This is a genomic window from Nocardia tengchongensis (assembly GCF_054781395.1).
Window position 1 is genome coordinate 386,538 of the sequence record NZ_BAAGUM010000015.1, and the last position, 19,647, is coordinate 406,184.

Annotated in this window: 17 protein-coding genes and 2 pseudogenes; 11 read left to right on the top strand and 8 right to left on the bottom strand. The window is 70.4% G+C overall.

Translation table 11 applies throughout. The annotated features are described in order from the left end of the window. Positions 1–3 precede the first annotated feature (3 nt). Positions 4–426 (bottom strand): CBS domain-containing protein, encoded by a 423-nt coding sequence (locus ACYVKL_RS28290; RefSeq protein WP_357196807.1) that lies wholly within the window; start codon positions 424–426, stop codon positions 4–6. Between the two features lie 205 nt (positions 427–631). Between ACYVKL_RS28290 and ACYVKL_RS28295 the strand changes: the two genes are divergently transcribed. The 3 genes from ACYVKL_RS28295 to ACYVKL_RS28305 are packed head-to-tail and all read left to right on the top strand — an operon-like array spanning position 632 to position 3,617. Continuing rightward, entirely contained in the window at positions 632–1,168 is a 537-nt protein-coding gene (locus ACYVKL_RS28295; protein WP_379166174.1) for a WKL family lipoprotein, read from the top strand. Continuing rightward, complete coding sequence (locus ACYVKL_RS28300; protein ID WP_379166175.1) at positions 1,168–3,270, top strand: MMPL family transporter; 2,103 nt, start codon at positions 1,168–1,170, stop codon at positions 3,268–3,270. The genes ACYVKL_RS28295 and ACYVKL_RS28300 overlap by 1 nt, the downstream gene beginning before the upstream one ends. After that, positions 3,267–3,617 (top strand): YrdB family protein, encoded by a 351-nt coding sequence (locus ACYVKL_RS28305; protein WP_379166176.1) that lies wholly within the window; start codon positions 3,267–3,269, stop codon positions 3,615–3,617. The genes ACYVKL_RS28300 and ACYVKL_RS28305 overlap by 4 nt, the downstream gene beginning before the upstream one ends. A 16-nt stretch (positions 3,618–3,633) precedes the next feature. Here ACYVKL_RS28305 and ACYVKL_RS28310 read toward each other — a convergent pair whose 3' ends face one another. The 4 genes from ACYVKL_RS28310 to ACYVKL_RS28325 are packed head-to-tail and all read right to left on the bottom strand — an operon-like array spanning position 3,634 to position 7,791. Then, positions 3,634–4,476, bottom strand: coding sequence for a heme ABC transporter ATP-binding protein (locus tag ACYVKL_RS28310; protein ID WP_379166178.1), 843 nt, complete (start codon positions 4,474–4,476; stop codon positions 3,634–3,636). Next, positions 4,473–5,780, bottom strand: coding sequence for a FecCD family ABC transporter permease (locus ACYVKL_RS28315; protein WP_379166179.1), 1,308 nt, complete (start codon positions 5,778–5,780; stop codon positions 4,473–4,475). Before ACYVKL_RS28315 ends, ACYVKL_RS28310 begins: the two co-directional genes overlap by 4 nt. Further along, entirely contained in the window at positions 5,777–6,811 is a 1,035-nt protein-coding gene (locus ACYVKL_RS28320; RefSeq protein ID WP_379166180.1) for a heme/hemin ABC transporter substrate-binding protein, read from the bottom strand. The genes ACYVKL_RS28315 and ACYVKL_RS28320 overlap by 4 nt, the downstream gene beginning before the upstream one ends. Positions 6,812–6,831: 20 nt before the next feature. Beyond that, complete coding sequence (locus tag ACYVKL_RS28325) at positions 6,832–7,791, bottom strand: aldo/keto reductase (RefSeq protein ID WP_213561146.1); 960 nt, start codon at positions 7,789–7,791, stop codon at positions 6,832–6,834. A 232-nt stretch (positions 7,792–8,023) separates the two neighbouring features. Here ACYVKL_RS28325 and ACYVKL_RS28330 point away from each other — a divergent pair, with 232 nt between their 5' ends. The 8 genes from ACYVKL_RS28330 (at position 8,024) to ACYVKL_RS28365 (ending at position 17,956) form a co-directional block, all read left to right on the top strand. Further along, on the top strand, positions 8,024–8,986 hold the full coding sequence (locus ACYVKL_RS28330) for an undecaprenyl-diphosphate phosphatase (RefSeq protein ID WP_379166181.1): 963 nt from the start codon (positions 8,024–8,026) through the stop codon (positions 8,984–8,986). A 16-nt stretch (positions 8,987–9,002) separates the two neighbouring features. Then, positions 9,003–9,743 carry a histidine phosphatase family protein gene (locus ACYVKL_RS28335; protein WP_213555404.1) on the top strand — a complete coding sequence of 247 codons (741 nt, stop codon included), beginning with the start codon at positions 9,003–9,005 and terminating at the stop codon, positions 9,741–9,743. A 20-nt stretch (positions 9,744–9,763) separates the two neighbouring features. Further along, the gene (locus ACYVKL_RS28340; protein ID WP_213555405.1) at positions 9,764–10,369 is read left to right on the top strand and encodes a DUF3090 domain-containing protein; all 606 of its coding nucleotides are present in this window, start codon (positions 9,764–9,766) and stop codon (positions 10,367–10,369) included. A gap of 1 nt (position 10,370) precedes the next feature. Next, complete coding sequence (locus ACYVKL_RS28345; RefSeq protein WP_379166182.1) at positions 10,371–11,171, top strand: SCO1664 family protein; 801 nt, start codon at positions 10,371–10,373, stop codon at positions 11,169–11,171. A gap of 217 nt (positions 11,172–11,388) precedes the next feature. Continuing rightward, positions 11,389–12,627, top strand: a complete 1,239-nt coding sequence (gene mshC / locus ACYVKL_RS28350; protein WP_379166183.1) for a cysteine--1-D-myo-inosityl 2-amino-2-deoxy-alpha-D-glucopyranoside ligase — start codon at positions 11,389–11,391, stop codon at positions 12,625–12,627. A 185-nt stretch (positions 12,628–12,812) separates the two neighbouring features. Further along, on the top strand, positions 12,813–13,664 hold the full coding sequence (locus ACYVKL_RS28355) for a GNAT family N-acetyltransferase (RefSeq protein ID WP_379166184.1): 852 nt from the start codon (positions 12,813–12,815) through the stop codon (positions 13,662–13,664). Positions 13,665–13,784: 120 nt separating this feature from the next. Then, a complete protein-coding gene (locus ACYVKL_RS28360) occupies positions 13,785–17,033 on the top strand; it encodes a crotonase/enoyl-CoA hydratase family protein (protein WP_379166185.1) in 3,249 nt (1,082 codons plus the stop codon). A 20-nt stretch (positions 17,034–17,053) separates the two neighbouring features. Continuing rightward, positions 17,054–17,956 (top strand): alpha/beta fold hydrolase, encoded by a 903-nt coding sequence (locus ACYVKL_RS28365; protein ID WP_379166186.1) that lies wholly within the window; start codon positions 17,054–17,056, stop codon positions 17,954–17,956. A gap of 25 nt (positions 17,957–17,981) precedes the next feature. Here the strand turns inward: ACYVKL_RS28365 and ACYVKL_RS28370 are convergent, their stop codons facing one another. The 3 genes and pseudogenes from ACYVKL_RS28370 to ACYVKL_RS28380 all read right to left on the bottom strand — a co-directional run. Then, entirely contained in the window at positions 17,982–18,110 is a 129-nt protein-coding gene (locus ACYVKL_RS28370; RefSeq protein WP_379166736.1) for a hypothetical protein, read from the bottom strand. 36 nt (positions 18,111–18,146) lie between these two features. After that, a pseudogene (locus tag ACYVKL_RS28375) lies at positions 18,147–18,419 on the bottom strand (cupredoxin domain-containing protein); the annotation flags it as partial. A 629-nt stretch (positions 18,420–19,048) separates the two neighbouring features. Further along, positions 19,049–19,555: pseudogene (locus tag ACYVKL_RS28380) on the bottom strand (multicopper oxidase domain-containing protein); the annotation flags it as partial. Positions 19,556–19,647: the final 92 nt, after the last annotated feature.

A 19,647-nucleotide genomic window follows, 5' to 3' on the forward strand; every position in this document is an offset into this window, starting at 1 on the left:
TGATCAGGGCCTTCCGTAGATGGCCGTGACGAACTCGCTGAGCTCCTTCTGATCGAGGTGCTGGGCGAGGTCGGCCTCACTGATCATCCCGACCATCCGCTTCTTGGCGTCGATCACCGGCATGCGTTTGATCCGGTAGCTCCCCATCGAGTCGAGCACCTCGCTGATGTCCGCGTTGGCGGCCACCCAGCGCGGGGTGGCCTCGCACAGTTCCAGCGCCCGCGTGGCGCCGGGATCGCGCCCCTGTGCGACGCATTTCACCGCGATGTCGCGGTCGGTGATGATGCCGACCATCCGCTCGTTCGGATCGGCGACGATCACTGATCCCACATCGAGTTCGTCCATGATGCGGGCCGCGTCGGCGACGGTCTCGTCCTGCGATATCCACTGTGCGCCGGGTTTCATGATGTCTTTTGCCTTGGTCACCAGAGCTACCTCCTCATATCGAGCCGTGCTGGATCTGGGATGGAGCGCCCTTGATTCTCCTCGAAACAACACCGACCGGACGGTGTTTTTTCAGAACCGGGAGATATCCGCCCGCGCGAGTGTCTGTGACACAGAGATCACTCTCGGCCCGGGCACGTGCCAAACTAACGGCACACAACCGCAGTTCGAGCTCACGAGGATGTTGATGCGACTTCGACGACCGGCCGCCATCTTGCTCTTGTCGACCGTGCTCGGCGCGTCGATCGCCGCCTGCGGCGGCTCCGACGACGAGTCGAAGGTGGCGCAGGCGCGGTCCTCGGCGTACGCGGCGCTGAGTTCGTCCTCGCAGGCCGCGGCCGCGCAGACCAGCGCCGCGCGGCCCGCGATCCCGACCGCGGCGCAACTGGACGCGCAGATCAAGAGCGCGCTGGATCCGAATCTGCCCGACAGTGAACGCACCGCGTTGATCGAGGACGGCGACGCGTTCAAGGACGCGATCCCCGACATGTACAAGGCGTTGAAGGACAACCCGCGCGCGGTGTACGGGGTCAAGGACCCGGTGTTCGACAATCACGACGGGACGCTGACGGCGACCCTGAGCCTGGACAAGGACGGCACCGGCAGCAACGTGCGCACCACGGTCGTGCACTTCGTCGCCAAGGACGGGCACTGGAAGATCTCGCGCACCGACCTGTGCGGGATTCTGCGCTCGGCCGACTACAAGACCGCGGCCTGCGGCTGATGCTCGAAGCCGGATCCCTGCGGTGGGGGCGTCTGATCCACCGCTTCCGGTTCGTGGTGTTCGCCGCGTTCGGGCTGGTGGTGCTGGTGTCGGGGTTCTACGGACGCGACCTGGGCGATCACCTGACCCAGGAGGGCTGGTTCGACGAATCCAGCCAGTCGGTCGCGGCATCGAAACTGGCCGACTCCACCTTCGGACGTGACACCGACGCCGACCTGATCGCCATCTACACCGCCCCGGCGGGGATGACCGTCGACGACGAGCCGGTGCGCAGCGCGGTGGCCGCGGAGTTGACCCGGTTGCGCACCGAGCACCCCGACCGCATCCTCAAGATCGACTCGTATTGGGACGGCGCCCTGATGGGACAGTTCGCCGACCCGTCGCGCACCCACGCCTTCGCCAGCATCGGATTGCGCGGCGACGGCGGCACCGACACCGTCGACAACTACCTGGCCCTCGAGAACGAATTCCATGCCGGGACAGCCGGTTCCGGGCCGGGCGGCACCACCGTGCAGCTGGCCGGATTGCAGCCGGTGGTCGAAGGCATCAACACCGGGATGCAGCGCGATATCGAACGCGCGGAGCTGATCGCGCTGCCGCTGGTGGCGATCCTGCTGTATTTCGTGTTCGGCGGTGTGGTGGGGGCGCTGCTGCCGGTGCTCATCGGCGGCATGACGATTCTGGGCAGTCAGGGCATCATGCGGCTGCTCACCAACCATCTGCAGGTCAACGTGTTCGCCTCGGCGGTGGTCACCTTGGTGAGCCTCGGGCTGGCCATCGACTACGGGCTGTTCGCGGTGACCCGGTTCCGGGAGGAGCTGGCCGCGGGGCGCAGCGTCGAGGAGGCGACCGCGCGCACCATCGCCACGGCCGGGCGCACGGTGTTGTTCTCGGCGGCGATCATCGCGGTCAGCCTGGGCGCGTTGTTCATCTACCCGAACGGGGTGCTGCGGTCGGTGCCGCTGGGCGGTATCTCCTCGGTGCTGCTGGCGGCGGTGCTGTCGGTGACGGCGCTGCCGGCGGTGTTGTCGATCGTGGGCCCGCGCATCGATCTGTGGGGCTGGCATCGGCTGGCCAGTATCCGCACCGCCGAGCAGATCGATCGCGGATTCTTCTCGCGGCTGGCGGTTTTCGCGATGCGCAAGCCGTGGCTGGTGATCGTGCCGGTGGTGTTGATGCTGCTGGCGTTGATCCTGCCGTTCCGCCACATCGAGTTCGGCGGACTCAGCGAACGGTATCTGGCGGCCGACAATTCGGCGCGGGTGGCGCAGCAGGACTTCGACCGGCTGTTCCCGCATTTCCGCACCGAACCGCTGAAACTGGTGGTGGTGGGCGCGAATCCGCAGCAGCTGTCCGACATCCGCTTCGAAGCCAACCAGTTGGTCGGGCCGCAGATGACCGGACCGTTCGATCCGGCCGCACCGACCAAGGATCAGGTGACGGTGCTGGCCTCCGGCCTGGTCGACAAACGCGACGCCGACACCGTGATGGCCGCGCTGCGCTCGATCCCGCAACCCGACGGCGTGCAGGTGATGGTGGCCGGGGTGCCCGCCCTCGAACGCGACAGCATCCAGGGCTTGATCAAGGGCCTGCCGCTGCTGGTGCTGATCCTGGTGGCGGCGGCGATCGCGTTGATGTACGCGGCGTTCCGGTCGCTGGTGCTGGCGATCAAGGCGGTGGTGATGAGCGCGCTCAGTCTGGGCGCGACCCTGGGCGTGCTGACCTGGATCTTCGTTGAGGGTCACGGGGCGGGGTTGTTCAATTTCACGCCTGGCCCGCTGATGTTCGCGGTGCTGGTGTTGATCGTGACGGTGCTGTTCGGGCTCTCGACCGATTACGAGGTGTTCCTGCAGTCCCGCATGGCCGAGGCCCGCGCCGCGGGAGCCGATGCGCCCGAGGCGATCCGCTACGGCATCGCCCACACCGGTGGGGTGATCACCTCGGCGGCGGCGATCCTGATCGTGGTGACCGGAGCGTTCGGGTTCTCGGATCTGGTGCTGATGAAATACATTGCCTACGGCATGATCGCGGCATTGGTGTTGGACGCCACCGTGATTCGCATGCTGTTGACTCCTGCGGTATTGAAGTTGGTCTGGCGATGAGCGTGCTCAAAGGCGCGAACCTGTTGGTGATGTTCCTGCTGGAACTATGCGTGCTCGGCGCGGCGGCCTGGTGGGGGTTCACCGTGTCCGCGCCGATCGCGGTGCGCATCGTGGCGGGGCTGGCGGCCCCGGCGGTGTTCATCGTGGTGTGGGCGCTGTTCGGGGCGGCCAAGGATCCGCGATACCCGCAAACCGGGTGGCGGCGGGTCGCCTTGGAGGTCGCCTGGTTCGGTGTGGCGGCGGTGCTGCTGGGGCTGGCGTGGACGCCGGTCGCGGGGGTGGCGATGTTCGCGGTGTGGTTCGTCAACGGCGCGCTGCGCCTGGTGTGGGGTCAGCAGCAGCTCTGACCCCATCGCGGGTTGTTCAGCCGCGTACGGGCAACACCAGTTGCGCGCCGGTCACCGGATGATCGAACACGTCGACCGGATGCTGGTAGACGCGGGTGAGCAGCTCGGGGGTGAGGATCTGCCGGGGCGGGCCGTCGGCGGCGATGCGCCCGGCTTCCAGCACGGCCACCCGGTCGGCGTAGGCGGCGGCCACACCGAGATCGTGCAACACGACCACCACGGCCGTGCCCGCGGTGGCCCGTTCGCGCGCCAGATGCAGCACCTGCTCCTGGTGGCCGAGATCGAGTGCGGCGGTGGGCTCGTCGAGCAGCAGGGTCGCGGTGTCCTGGGCCAGTACACGGGCCAGGGCGACGCGGGCGCGTTCACCGCCGGACAGGGCCGGGAAGGGGCGCGCGGCAAAGCGTTCGACGTCGGTGGCTGCCATGGCGTCGGCGATGGCCTTGTCGTCGTGGAGCTGGCGGGGGGTACGCGCCCACGGGGAGCGGCCCATGGCGACCACCTCGCGCGCGCTGAACGGGAATCCGACGGTGTGCGACTGCGGCAGCACCGCGCGTCGCCGCGCCATGTCGAGGTGAGTCCAGTGGGTCAGGGCGTGCCCGTCGAGTTCGACGCTGCCGCCACTGAGTTCGAGTTCCCCGGCCAGCGCGGCCAGCAAGGTGGATTTGCCGGCGCCGTTGGGGCCGACCAGGGCCACGATCTGCCCGGCGACGACCTCGAAGTCGATGCCGTTGAGGACGGTGCGGTCGCCGCGTTTGGCGCTGACGCCGCGGGCGCGCAGGGTCGCGGTGCCCGGTTCGGGCGGCTCGGGCAGGGCGGGCGTGCGCCCGAAGATCGTTGTCAGCTCGCGTAGGCCGCTCATGCCCAGCCTCCCGATCGTGAGCGGGTGCGGCGCAGCAGCCAGAAGAAGAACGGCCCGCCGACCAGTGAGGTGATCATGCCCAATGGCAGGTCCGCGTTGTGGACCAGGGCGCGCGCGCCGATGTCGGCGGCCACCAGCACCACCGCGCCGACGATCGCCGAGAGCGGGATCAGCACGCGATGCCCGGGCCCGACCAGCATGCGCACCAGATGCGGCACGATCAACCCGACGAACAGGATGATGCCGGTGAACGCGACCCCGGCGGTGGCCAGCACCGCGACCACCACGATCACGTTGCGGCGCAACCGTTCCACGTCCACACCCAGGTGCCGGGCCGCGGACTCGCCCAGGGCGAGCAGGTCCAGGCGCGGGGCCATCCAGATCGCGGCCGCCAATCCGATCAGCGTCAACGGCCACACCACGTTGACCGACTGCCAGGTGGCGCCGTTGAGACTGCCCATCTGCCAGAACACGATCTGATCGCGCGCGGCCGGGGAGGCGGAGAACAGCAGGAACGAAATCAGGCCGCCGGCAAAGGCATTGATGGCCACACCGGTCAGCACCAGGGTCACCACTTCGGTGCGCCCGTTGGAGCGGGCCAGCAGATACACCAGCAGCGTGGTCCCGAGCCCGGCCACGAACGCACCGGCTGCCACCGACCAGGCGGCCGCGAACGCGCCACCGGCGACGATGACCGCGCCCGCCCCGACGGCCGCACCCGCGGACACACCGATCACGCCCGGTTCGGCGAGCGGGTTGGCGAACACGCCTTGCAGCAGGGCGCCGGCGGTGGCCAGCGCGGCTCCGACGAGCATGCCCAGCACCACGCGCGGGAACCGCACCTCCCACAGGGTCACGTATCCGGCCGGGTGGGCGGGCATCGGCCCCCAGTCCAGCCCGAACCGGTGCAGGAACGCGCCCGCCACCTCGGCGGGGCTGGTCGGCACCTGACCGATGGCCGCCGAGATCAACGCCAGCACCACCAGTCCGGTCAGCGCGCCCGCGAAGATCAGCGTGGTGCGCGACCAGCGTCGGCGCGCGGCGCGCGGACGCCCGGTGACGTCGGGGTCGGATTCCGCGTGGCCGCCGCTGCCCAGGGAGCTCGGCTGGTCGCCTGCCCCGGTGGAGTCCTGGTCCTCGGTGGCCGGGGCTGTCGCCGCCCCGCTCGTGGTCGAGGCTGCCGCGGCAGCGCCCGTCGCCGAGGCACCCGCGTCGCCGGCGTCGTGCGTGCCCGGCGGCCGCCCGGTGCCGGGTGAATCCGGGTGCGGGCCAAGCTGTCCGGCCGGGTCTAGCGGCTCGCTCATGCGGTGGTCGGGCCGTAGACGGCCTTCACGAGGGCCGTCAGGACGCGGCCGGTGTTGGGGCCGAAGGACAGCAGCACGGCGTCGGACATGTCCACCACGCGGCGGTCGCGTCCGGCGGGGGTCTGGGCGATGCCGGGGACCTTCTCGAGGCCGTCGACGCCACCGACGGAGGCCAGGCCGTCGCTCATCAGCAGCAGCACCTCGGGGGCGGCGGCGATCATGGCTTCGCTGGTGATGGGCAGGAAGTCCTTGGTCAGGCCCGAGGCGGTGCCGGCGTCGATGCCGCCGATGGCGGTGATCAGCGAGTCCGCGCCCGAGCCGGGGCCGGCGATCATGGTGATGGCGGCGCTGCGCAGGTACAGGAACGCGATCTTGGGTTTGGCGTCCTGGTGCGGCACCGAGGCGGTGGCGGCGGCGATCTCGGCGGCGGTGCGTTGCCCGAGGGCCTGGCCGGCGGCGGGGACGCCCAGGGCGGTGGCGACGGCCTCGATCTGGGGGACGACGCCGTCCATGGTGCGCTGGGAGTCGAAGTAGACCACGGTGATGCCCAGTGCGCGCAGCTGGTCGCGCAGCGCGGGGGTGACGGTGGTGGTGTCGGTGAGGAACACCGTGGGCCGCAGCGCCGCAACGGCTTCCACGCTCAGGGTGCCGCTGCCGCTGGAGACGGTGGGCAGTTCGTGCACGGCGGGGAAGGCCGCGGAGTTGGAGCGGCCCACCAGTTTCGAGCCCAGCCCGAGCGCGACGACGGTCTGGGCGAGGGTGCCGTAGCGGTCGGCGGCGATGATGCGGCTGGTGTCGGTGACGGTGACCTGGGTGCCGTCGAAGGAGGTGACGGTGACCGGCAGGGTGGGCGCCGGTTCGGGGCCCAGCACAACGGGATCGAGGTTGCCGATCTCGGCGGTGACCGGTCCGCGTCCGCCGGTGTTCGTGGTGCCCGAGCCGCAGGCGGTGACACCGGCGACGAGGCCGGCGCCGAGCAGCAGGATCAGCACCGTGCGGGCGACGGTGCGGGCACTCACGAGACACCTCATGCAGGCAAGGCTAGCCTGGCTCATTCTGTGCGTGCGCTCACGTCTCCCAGGGCCGCGGCGATCGCGCGCGGCAGTTCCAGGGTCTCGGCGGCCAGGATGCCGGTGAGCTGCCCGATGTCGCGGGCCCCGACCAGCATCGACGCCACCGCGGGCTGATCGCGGATCCAGGCCAGCGCCACCGCCAGCGGCGAGGTGCCCAGCCCGTCGGCGGCGGTGACGACCGCATCGACCACCCGCACCGCGCGGTCGTCGAGATGGGCGGTGATCTCCGCGGCGGTCGACTCGTCGGCGCCGCGCGAGTCCGCGGGCACCCCGTCCCGGTATTTGCCGGTGAGGATGCCCCCGGCCAGCGGCGCGGTGGCGATCACGCCGATGCCGTGATGCTGTGCGGCGGGCACGAATTCGTGTTCCACACCGCGCGCCAGCAACGAGTACGGGGTCTGGGCGGCGGTCAGGGGCGCGGCGGTGGCCAGGGTCGCCAGCTGCCACCCGTCGTAGCCGCGCGCTCCCGCATACCGCACCCGGCCCGAGCGCACCGCCCAGGCCAGGGTGTCGGCGATCTCCTCGAGCGGGGTGTGCGGGTCCCAGGCGGCGACGGTCCACAGGTCGAGGTGGTCGGTGCCGAGCTGGGTGAGGGTGTGGTCGAGCTGGCGGCGCATGGTGCGCCGGGAGGCGTCCACGGTCCAGCGCACCGCGGCGGGCGCTTCGGCGGCGGCGTCGCTGAGTATCGGTGTGTATCCGGCACTTCCGGACAGCACCAGGTCCTCGCGCCCGATCTCGGAGATCAACTCGCCCAGGATGTGCTGGGCGGCGCCGTCACCGTAGGCCGGGGAGGTGTCGACCAGGTTGCCGCCGGCTTCCACGAACGCCATCAGCTGGGCCGTGGCGTCCTCGGCGTCGGTTTCGCGGCCCCAGGTGTGGGTGGCCAGCCCGAGCCTCGAGACCCGCAGTCCGCTGCGGCCGACCGTCCGTTGTTGCATCACCGCGCTTGCCCTTTCGTCACACGCGTCAGCCTAGGCGCACCGGAGGCCTGTACCCGGCTACGGCCCGCGGCGAGCGCGCCGCCGGCCCAATTCCTGCGTGCGTATCCGGATTCGGACACCGGCCCGGTAGGGTCGCTGCGAACTTGCGGCGCGCCTGCGCCGCGCTGGTGGCAGCCCGGGGCGCGGCGAAATCCCCACCGGGAGCCGATAATTCGGGATTGGAGGGTGCGTGGGCGAGTCGATGACGTGGGTGCAGGCGCTGGTGCTGGGCTTGGTGCAGGGGCTGACGGAATTTCTGCCGATCTCTTCCTCGGCGCACCTGCGCATCACCTCGGCGGTGTTCTTCGGCGACGACGCGGGCGCGTCGTTCACCGCGGTCACCCAGCTGGGCACCGAGGCCGCGGTGCTGGTGTATTTCGCCAAGGACATCTGGCGCATCCTCACCGCGTGGTGCACCACCATGTGGCTGAAGGTGGCAGCGCCGCAACGGGATTCGGTGCCGTTGCACGAGCGCGCGACCACGCAGCTGCCGGTGCTGGGTGAGGACGGCAATTTCGCCTACGGCCCCGACCCCGAGGTGCAGCGCGAGCTCGACTACCGGATCGGCTGGTATGTGATCATCGCCACCATCCCGATCGGGGTGCTGGGATTGCTGTTCAAGGACCAGATCCGTACCGGCGCACGGAATCTGTGGCTGATCTCGATCATGCTGATCGTGTTCGCGCTGGTGATCGCGGCGGCGGAGTACTACTCGGGCAAGGCCTACGGACGTCGGCGCCGCCCCATCGAGCTGCTGACCACCCGCGACGGGCTGATCATGGGCCTGGCCCAGTGCCTGGCGCTGATCCCGGGCGTGTCGCGTTCGGGTGCGACGAGTTCGGCCGGGCTGTTCGTCGGGCTCACTCGTGAGGCGGCGGTGCGGTTCTCGTTCCTGCTGGCCATCCCCGCGGTGCTGGCCTCGGGCCTGTTCAGCCTGCCCGACGCCTTCGAACCCGCTGGTGAGGGACTCAATGCGTCGGGCCCGCAGCTGCTGGTGGCGACCGTGCTGTCGTTCGTGGTCGGTTACGCCTCGGTGGCGTGGCTGCTCAAGTTCGTGACCCGGCATTCGCTGGACTGGTTCGTGGGCTACCGCATCGTGCTGGGCTTGACGGTGATGGCGCTGCTCGCGACCGGCGTCGTGTCGGCGACCTAGTCGGTAGGCTGTCCCGGTGACGGTGATCCTGTTGCGGCACGGCGTGTCCACGTCGAACACTGCCCGCACCCTGGCCGGGCGCAGCGCCGGCGTCGATCTGACCGACCACGGCCGCGAGCAGGCCCGGGGCCTGGTGGAACGGCTGGGATCGCTGCCCATCGAGCACATCGTGTGCTCGCCGCTGCTGCGTTGCCAGCGCACCGTCGCCCCCTTGGCCGACAAACTGGGCCTGGAAGCCGAACCCGACGAGCGACTGCTGGAAGTCGACTACGGCGACTGGACCGGCAAAGCGCTCGCCGACCTGGTCACCGAACCGTTGTGGAAGGTCGTGCAGCGCCACGCCTCGGCCGCGCGCTTCCCCTCGGGCGAGTCTTTGGCCGAGGTGCAGTTCCGGGCCGTGTCCGCTGTGCGCGAACGGGATCGGCAGTTCGCGGCCCGCCATGGTAGCGATGTGTTGTGGATTGCGTGCACGCACGGCGATGTCATCAAGTCGGTGCTGGCCGACGCCTTCGGTCTGCACCTCGACGGCTTCCAGCGGATCGTGGTGGAACCGGCGTCGGTGAGCGTGGTCCGCTACACCCCGACCGCCCCCTATGTGTGGCGGCTCAATGACACCGGGCCTGATCTGTCCGGGTTGGCGGCGATTTCACCGCGAACAGGCGGCGAATCGCGCTCGGGGCCGGTTCCCGGCGGAGAAACGGGTACCACCGACAGTACGGATAATGGGGCTGGCGAACGCCCCGATTCATCAGTGTGAGTGAACCGAATGGAGGTGCAATGGGCCGGGCAATCCATATCTTCCGCACCCCCGATCGTTTCGTCGCCGGCACCGTCGGCGAGCCGGGCGACCGCGCGTTCTACCTGCAGGCCGTGCAGGAGCCGCGGGTGATCAGCGTGCTGCTCGAGAAGCAGCAGGTGAAGGTGCTGGCCGATCGGATGGGTCTGCTGCTCGACGAGGTGCAACGGCGGTTCGGAACCGCGGTGCCCCCGCAGGCCGCCGACGTGGCCGACACCGCGCCGCTGGTGACGCCGATCGACGCCGAATTCCGGGTCGGCACCATGGGTTTGGGCTGGGATGCCGACGCGGGCGCGGTGGTGGTGGAGCTGTTGGCGATCACCGAGACCGAGGTCGACGAATCGGTGGTGCTCGACGACACCGAGGAGGGCCCCGACGCGGTCCGGGTGTTCCTGACCCCGATCCAGGCCCGCGAATTCGCGTTGCGCTCGGCCCGGGTGATCGCGGCGGGACGCCCGCCGTGCCCGCTGTGCGGGGAACCGCTGTCCACGGCCGGGCACATGTGCGTGCGCACCAACGGCTACAAACGCGGCGACATCTTCGGCGCCACCACCGCCGGAACCGACGACGACGAGCCCGAGGACTGAGATGGCGACCCCGGCCGGCAACCCCTCGGTCCCCGACCCGCTGTACGCCGCCGAGCTGACCGTGATCGGTCAGGTCACCACCGCCAGCAACGTCACCCTGGTGTGCGAGGCGGGCCCGGGCGGGCCGCGGGTGGTGTACAAGCCCGAACGCGGGGAACGGCCGCTGTGGGACTTCCCCGACGGCACCCTCGCCGGGCGTGAGGTGGCCTCGTATCTGGTGTCGCAGGCCCTGGGGTGGGGCGTGATCCCGGAAACGGTGTTGCGGGAAGGTCCTTTCGGTCTCGGCATGGTGCAGCGCTGGATCGACACCTCCGACGAGGAGACCGGCCCGGGCCTGGTGGATCTGTGCCCAGTCGCCGAGGTGCCCGAGGGCTATCGGGAGGTGTTGCGGGCGTTGGATCCCGGCGGGCATCCGGTGTCGCTGGTGCACGCCGACGACGATGGGCTGCGGCGCATGGCGGTGCTCGATGTGCTGATCAACAATGCCGACCGCAAGGGCGGGCACGCCCTGGCCGGACTCGACGGGCGCGTGTACGGGGTCGATCACGGCATCTGCCTGCACACCGAGCCGAAGCTGCGCACGGTGCTGTGGGGCTGGGCCGGTGAACCGGTCGCCGACGAATTGCTCACCGACATCACGGTTTTGGTGAAGGCGCTGCCCGGCGAGCTGGGTGAGCGGCTGGCGGAGTTGATCACCGACGCCGAGATCGAGGCCCTGGAAGCGCGCGGGCGTGAACTGCTGGACAACCCGGTGATGCCGATGCCCTTGTCGCAGCGGCCGATTCCCTGGCCCGCATTCTGAAAACCGGGACCGGCGGCCCGAATTCGGGCGGCCGGATTCCGGATTCGGGCAATCCTGACGCGGTGCGGGCGCGACGTTCCCGTCGCGCTGATTGCAAGCCTTGACACCGTCGTGGCCGCGACTAGGGTGCAGGTCGGCCCGGTCGGGCGCGTGTCGTGCGGCACACCGGCGCGGGGGCGGCGGGAATGGCATGCGATCCCAGCGTTAACCTCGATTCATGCAGTCCTGGTCCGATACCGCTGTCCCGACCGTCCCCGGATCCGGACCAGCGTTGCGGTTGTTCGACACCGCCGACAAGCAGGTGCGCCCGGTGACCCCCGGCGCCACCGCGACGATGTACGTGTGCGGCATCACCCCCTATGACGCCACCCACCTCGGGCACGCCGCCACCTACCTGACCTTCGATCTGGTCAACCGCCTGTGGCGCGACGCCGGACACGAGGTGCACTACGTGCAGAACACCACCGACGTCGACGACCCGCTGTTCGAGCGGGCCGAACGCGACGACATCGACTGGCGTGAGCTGGGCACCCGCGAGATCAACCTGTTCCGCGAGGACATGGCCGCGCTGCGGGTCATCCCACCGCGCGACTACATCGGCGCCATCGAATCGGTGCAGGAAGTCGTGGAGCTGGTCGACAAGCTGCTGGCCTCGGGCGCGGCGTACGTGGTCGACGACCCGCAGTACCCCGACATCTACTTCCGTCACGACGCGACCGAACAGTTCGGCTACGAGTCGGGCTACGACCGCGCGACCATGGAGCGACTCTTCGCCGAACGCGGCGGCGATCCGACCCGGCCGGGCAAGCGGGATCCGATCGACGCGCTGCTGTGGCGCGCCGAGCGTCCCGGCGAGCCATCGTGGCCGGGGCCATTCGGGGCGGGCCGTCCCGGCTGGCACATCGAGTGTGCGGCGATCGCGGTCAACCGCATCGGCACCGAGTTCGATATCCAGGGCGGCGGCAGCGACCTGATCTACCCCCACCACGAGTACTCGGCCGCGCACGCCGAAGCCCTGGTCAAGGGCCGCCGCTTCGCCCGCCACTACGTGCACGCGGGCCTGATCGGGCTCGACGGCGAGAAGATGTCCAAGTCGCGCGGCAACCTGGTGTTCGTGTCCAAGCTGCGCCGCGCGGGCACCGACCCGGCCGCGATCCGGCTGGGCCTGTTCGCCGGGCACTACCGCGCCGACCGGGAATGGTCGGATGCTGTTCTGGCCGAGGCGGTTGCCCGTCTGGAGCGGTGGCGTAGCGCCGCGGCACTGGCGTCGGGCCCGGCCGCCGAGGACACCGTGGCACGGTTGCGCCGCCACCTGGCCGATGACCTCGACACTCCGAAAGCCCTTGCGGCGGTCGATTCCTGGGCCGAGCAGGCCCTCGCCTACGGCGGCCCCGACGCCGGCGCTCCGGCGCTGATCCGTGACGCGGTCGACGCGCTGCTCGGTATCAGCCTCTGAGCGACGCTCATCCAACGACTGTGGCCCCGGGATGATCCCGGGGCCACAGTCGTCTCCCAGGGGCGGCCCGGCGCAAATCAGTCGCCCCGGCGACGGGGGTGGGCGCATTCTGGGAGGCGTCGTGTCGTCGGTGTCGAGGAGGAATGTCGGTGGGTGCCCGGGAGTCTGTGGCGGCGGAGCTGAGGGTGGGTGCGGCGCGTTTCGCGCGCGCGACCGCCCGGCTCGAGGAGTGCGCGGTGTTCTATCGGGAGATTGTGGGGCTGGCGCAGCTTTTCGCGTTCTCCGATCACGCGGGCTACAGCGGGTTCGTGTTCGGGTTGCCGGGGCAGTCCGCGCAGCTGGAATTGGTGCGCCTGCACGGTGCGCCGACACCGCCACCGGCCGATCCCGAGCACGCGGTGGTGCTGTATCTGCGCGGCGGGTTCGAGGCGTTGCGGACCCGGCTGGCCGATCATGGTGTGGGCGAGGTGGTTCCGGACAATCCGTATTGGGTGGCGGCGGGGGCGTTCGCGGTGCTCGATCCCGAGGGCTGGATGCTGATCGTGGTGCCGCCCGGGGAGGGTGCGGGGGCGGTGCGGATCGAGGAGTTCACCGGTGACCGTGCCGAGATCGCGTGGTCGTTTCGGATGGCCGAGGATTCGGAGTCGCTGCTGGCGGGCTATATCGGGCGCGGGCGGGTGTGGGTGGCGCGCAACGCCTCCGGTGCGGTGGTCGGCCACATTCAGGCCGCCGCCGATGCGGACGGGTCGACGTGGGAGATCGTCAATACCGCGGTAGTGCACGCGCTGCGCGGTACCGGGGTGGGTCGGGCGATGATCGATACGGTGGTGGCCGCGGCGACCGCGGCGGGGGCGCGGCGGCTGGAGTTGGCCACGGCCACCGCCGATGTGGGGAATCTGCGGTTCTATCAGCGCTGTGGGTTCCGGATGACGCGAGTGGTGCCCGATGTGTTCACCGCGGCCGCCGGGTATTCCGACCTGGTGATGGTCGACGGGATCCGAATGCTGGATCAGGTCTGGTTCGCCCGCGAGTTGTGAACGGCGATTCGCGCCCGGAATCTTGGTGGGGTGCGAAGTCGCGTTCGCTCTTCCCGGGACGGGTGAACGGCCGATACCGTGAGGGCCGGATGGTGTGGACCCTCAGCGAGGAGGTGGGCCGTGAGTGCGGTGCCGGGTTTCGATCGTGTGCGTGCGGTAGTCGAGCAAGGGCTGGGCAAGGGCGCGTCGCTGCGCAAACAGGTGCGGGCCGGGAGCGCGCTGCTGGACACCGTGCGCCGTGATCCGCGCATCGTGCGCGAGCTGATCGCCGGAATGACCGGCCACGGTGGCCCCGCCGAACCGCAGGCGGCCCCCGAGCACACGCTGCCCGCCGGGCTGGACGACTACGCGCGCACCGCCCACGCCCACTGCGACCTCGACACCGGGGCCGCGGCGACACTGGCGTATCTGGCGCAGCTGCAGCGGCTTCCGGAATGGGTGACCTTCCATGCCGGCTGGCGCGGTGAGGCGCCGGGGTCGGCGGCGGTGGGCGTGGAGTACACGCAGGTCGCCAAGTTTATGGGAATTCCAGCCGATGTGGAGTGGATGGTCACCGAGGTCAGTGACGGTGGGCTGGGGTTGCGCGGGCACGGACCGCAGGGGCTGGGCCTGGGGTTGTGGATCACGGTGACGCCCAACGGGTCCGGATCGCGGGTGTACATCGACGCCGGATTGTCGGGGCAGCCGATCGACGGGCCGCTGGGTGGCACGGTGGCTCGCGCGCTGGGCGACGCGCTCACCGATTCCCTGGCGGGTCTGCCCGCGGCGATGGGAGCGCCCGGGCCCGCGGCCGCGCCGGGGCGCGCGGAGCGGAAGGCGGTGCGGCACCGGGCCTCCGGGACCGTGCTGGCTCCCACGACCCCGGTGCTGGTGGGTGTCGGGCAGATCGTGCAACGCACACCCGACCCGGCCTACGGTGATCCCTCACAGCTGGCGGTGCGCGCCCTGCGCGCGGCGGCCGAGGACACCGGTGCCGGGCCGGAGCTGCTGGCGCGCGCGGACGCGGTGTTCAGCGTCGCGCCGACGTCGTGGCAGTACCGGGATCTGGGTGCGCTGGTGGCAGCCGCGGTGGGTGCGGGTGCGGCGGACACGGTGCAGTCGAGTCCTTTCGGTGGTGACGGCGGGCAGTTGGTGCTCAACGAGGCGGCCGCGGCGATCGCGGCCGGCGACTACGACCTGGTGCTGGTGACCGGTGCGGAGGCCGGGGCCACCGCGGCCGCGGCGCAGCGGGCCGGGGTCGAGGTGGGGTGGCCGGTGCAGGATGCGTCGGTGGCGCCGACCCGCACGGTGGGGATTGACAAGGCGGCCAACAATGCCGCGGAGTCCGCGGCCGGTTTGCAGGCCCCCATCAACATGTACGCGCTGCTCGAGTCGGCCAACCGGCACCGGCTGGGTCGCACCGCGGCCGAGCACGAGGCGGCGGTGGCCGAGCTGTGGTCGCGGCTTTCGGCGGTGGCGGCGGGCAACCCGAATGCCTGGCAGCCGCACGAGTTCACGGCAACCGAGATCGCGGCGGTGACCGAGGCGAACCGCATGATCTCGGCGCCCTACACCAAACTCGAGTGCGCGAACCTGACCGTGGACATGGCGTCGGGCATCATCGTCGCCTCGGCCGCGGCCGCCGAAGCCGCGGGCATCCCGCAGGACAAGTGGGTGTTCCTGCACGCGGGCGCCTCGGGCACCGATGAGTGGTTCGTCAGCGAACGCGCCGAGCTGGCCGCGTCACCGGCGATCGCGGCGCTGGGCGCGGCGGCGTTCGAGCATGCCGGCATCGCGGCCGAGGACCTGGCCCACGTCGATCTCTACGCGTGTTTCCCGGTGGCGGTGCAGATCGCGGCGCGCGAGCTGGGCCTGCCCGTCGACGATCCCAAGCGCCCGCTGTCGGTGACCGGCGGCCTGACCTTCGGCGGCGGTCCGGGCAACAATTACGGCGGCCACGCGGTAGCGACGCTCGTCCAGCGGCTGCGCGCCGAACCCGAATCCTTCGGTCTGTCCACCTCCCTGGGCTGGTATCTGACCAAACACGCCCTGGGCGTGTATTCGGCTACCCCGCCCACGCGCGCCTACCGCCACCTGACCCCGGTCATCGAGCATCCTGCGTCGCGCCCGGCCCGGACCGGCTACGAGGGCCCCGCGGTCGTGGAGGCCTACACCCTGCCCTACGGCCGCGACGGCCGTCCCGAGGCTGCGATCGTCAGCGTGCTGACCCCGGAGGGTGACCGAGTCCTGCTGCGCTGCACCGACTCCGAGTTGCCGGCCGCCCTGACCGATGAGGACTGGTTGGGCCTGCCGGTCACCGTCGCGGGCGACACCATCATTCCGGCGCCGGCGCCGGCGCCGGCGACCGAGTCGACGTCCGCCGATGCCGACTCCGCCGCTGCTCCCGCTGTTGCGTCGCCCGCAGCGTCCGCAGCGGGTTCCGACACCGCAGAAGCGGCTTCCGACGGCTCCGGCACGACCGGTTCCGGTGCAGGCATCGCCGAGTCCGCTGCAGTCGGATCCGACACCGAGACATCCCTTTCCGCCGCCGAACCGGCAGCTGCCGCCGCGGAGCGGCCCGCGTTGAGCGCTGCGGGCCTGAGTCGGGTCGCGCTGCCGCCTCCGCCGCCGGCGCCGGTGCTGATCGAACGCCGCGGCCACATCATGATCATCACGATCAACCGCCCGCACGTGCGCAATGCGATCAATCTGGCGACAGCGCTGGGTCTGGAACGGGCGATCGACGCCTACGAAGCCGATCCGAATGCGCGCATCGCGATCTTGACCGGGGCGGGCGGATACTTCAGTGCGGGAATGGATCTCAAGGCCGCCGCGCGCGGTGAGGTTCCGGTCACCGAGAAGCGCGGCATCCTGGGCATCGTGTCCCAACCGCCGCACAAACCGCTCATCGCCGCGGTCGAGGGCCCGGCCCTGGCCGGGGGCTGCGAGCTGGCGCTGACCGCCGACATGATTGTCGCGGCGAGTGATTCGACCTTCGGTATCCCGGAGGCCAAACGTGGTCTGGTCGCGGTGGGCGGCGGCGTCCTACGCCTGTCCCAGCGCCTACCCCGGGCCATCGCGATGGAGCTGTCGCTGACCGGTGATCCGATCACCGCGGCCCGTGCCGCCGACATCGGTCTGATCAATCAGGTCGCCGAACCCGGCAAGGCGCTCGAGGCGGCACTGGAGTTGGCGGCGCGCGTGGCGGTGAACGCGCCGCTGAGTATCGACGCGAGCAAGCAGATCATCGAGCAGGCGCCGGACTGGTCGGTGGCCGAGGCGTTCGCCAAGCAGGGCCAGGTCGCCGCGGCGGCTCTGTCGTCGCTGGACGCGGGAGAAGGCATGCGTGCCTTCGTGGAGAAGCGTCCCCCGGTCTGGCAGGGCCGCTGACCCCTCGAAGGACAATAGTCATGCTGATCGATGACGCGCAGGTGCGCACCCTGACCCTGCACCGTGACGGGCTGGAGCTGTCGGCCCGGCTGGTCGGGCCCGCGGACGGTCCGCTGGTGATCGCGTTGCACGGGTTTCCCGATACCCCGCACACCTGGGACGGGTTGGTTCCGCATCTGGTGGGGGCCGGGTTTCGGGTTTTGATGCCGTGGTTGCGCGGATACACCCCGGGGTCGGTGGCGCGGGCGGCCCGCTATGACCTGATGGCGGTCAGCGCGGATGTGGCGGCGTGGCATGCGGAGTTGGGTGGGCCGCGCGCGCATGTGGTGGGTCATGACTGGGGTGCGTTCGTGGCGATGATTCTGGCCAAGCAGGATCCGGGGCGGTGGGAGTCGTTGACGTTGTTGGCGATTCCGCCGTTCGGGGGTGGGGTCGCGGCCGGGCTGTGGCGGTATCTGCCCCGGCAGGCGGTGATGTCGGCCTATATCCCGGTGATGCAGTCGGGGTGGTCGCCGCGGTTGCTGACCCGCCACGGTGCGGCGATGGTGCGCGGGTTGTGGCGACGATGGTCGCCGGGGTGGGTGTTCACCGATGACGAGTTCGCGCCTGCGCGGGCGGTTTTCACCGATCCGGGAATGGCGTGGGCGACGACGCGGTATTACCGGTCGCTGTTCACGGTGGCGCGCAGGCCCACTCGCGAGTTCAGCGACATTCTGATGGCGCCGGGCGCCCCGCTGCCGACCCTGGCGCTGGCCGGGCTCACCGATGGGTGCATGTCCCCGGATCTACAGCGGGTACTGGCAGAGCATGCGGGTGTGCAGCATGCGCAACTACCGGGATGCGGGCACTTCCTGCAGGCCGAGCAGCCCGAGGCGGTGGCGGCGTTGCTGGTGCCGCATCTGCTGGCGGCGAGCGCCGGCTGAGGGGCACCTGCGTCGATCCGCTGACTCAGTGCCCTCCGTGTGCGCCGGACCCGTTGTCGCCCATGGACATATCACCCATCGGCATATCGCCCATCGGTGCGGGCGTGAAGGCGGGCGCCCGGCCGGGGTCCAGGACCAGGAATTGGCCCATCATGCCCTGGTCTTCGTGGTGGAGCAGGTGGCAGTGGTACATGTACGGGTGGGCGGGGTCGGAGGGGCCGGGGAAGCGCATGGCCAGCTCGTAGGTGCGGGCGGGTTCGGTGTAGACGGTGTCCTTCCAGCCCGCCAGGTGCGCCGGAGGCGGTGTGCCGTCGATGGCGCGGATCTGGAATCGGGTGTCGTGGATGTGGAAGTTGTGGGCCAGTCCTCGCGGTTGGTGACCGACCAGACTTCGGTGGCGCCGGTGGGGATGGTCAGGTCGATGCGGTTCATGTCCATCTTCGCGCCGTTGATCATGAACCATTTCAGGTCGAAGCCGCGGGTGACCGGAACATCGGGCGCGAGCGCGATGATCGGGGCAAGCGTGGCCGGCAGGGCGGCCGGTGCGGGTGCGCTGGTGGTGGCGCGCAGGGTGAGGACGTCGAAGGTGTCGTCGAAGCCGAAGCGTTCGGGGCGGTCGATGCCGGTGCGGGTGGTGACCGGGAACGCGCGCAGGGTCGCGGAGTGTCCGGAGTCGAGGTCGATGATGACTTCGGCGCGTTCGCCGGGGCTGAGCAGCAGACGGGTCAGGGTGACCGGGGTGGCGAGCAGGCCGCCGTCGGTGGCGATGAGCGCGAATTCGCGATTGTCGGGAAAACCGAGCTCGAGCAGGCGGCTCGAGGATCCGTTGAGCAGGCGCAGGCGTGCGCGGCGAGCCGGGAGGTCGTGACCGACGCCGATCGCACCGTTGACGGTGAGGGTGTCGCCGAGCAATCCGTAACTGCTGGAAGGCTTTTCATCGAGGTGGCCGTCGGCGGTGAAGCGGCGGTCCTGGATGACGACGGGGATGTCGTCGACGCCGTAGCGGTTGGGTAGCTGCAGGCGGTCGCTGTCCTCGTCGTCGAGGTAGAACAATCCGGCCAGGCCGCGGTAGACGTGTTTCTCGGTGGAGCCGTGCGGGTGCGGGTGGTACCAGAGGGTGGCGGCGGGCTGGTCGATGCGCCAGCGCGGGGTCCACGTGGCGGTGGAGGCGAGCATCTGGTGCGGGCCGCCGTCGGCGTCGGCGGGCACGTGCATGCCGTGCCAGTGCACGCTGGTGGCTTCGGGCAGGGTGTTGGTGACGGTCACCGCGACGGTTTCCCCGCGACGCGCACGCAGCGTGGGTCCCAGAACCGAGCCGTTGTATCCCCAGGTGGGCGTGGCGATTCCGGGCCGGAACTCGGTGCTGCCGGTTTGTGCGGTGAGGCTGAAGTGGCGTACGCCCTGCGCGTCGAGGTGGGATTCGGCCAGCGGCGGGACGGGCAGCGGCCTGGTCGTACCGGATCCGGCATCTGCGGAATTGCCCGCGCCTTTCGTGCTGCCGGTTTCCTCGCCGCGAGAGCCGGTCGCGGTGCAGCCGGTGGTGGTCACGGCCAGCGGTAGGGCGGCGGCGGTGGCGAGCAGGCGTCGTCGCGAGATCACGAGGTCACTCCTGGGGTCCGTGCGCAGCGACAGCTCACTGCGCGGCGCCGGGTCGATACATCGCGGCGGCTCGAGTCGGCACGTCGTGTGCG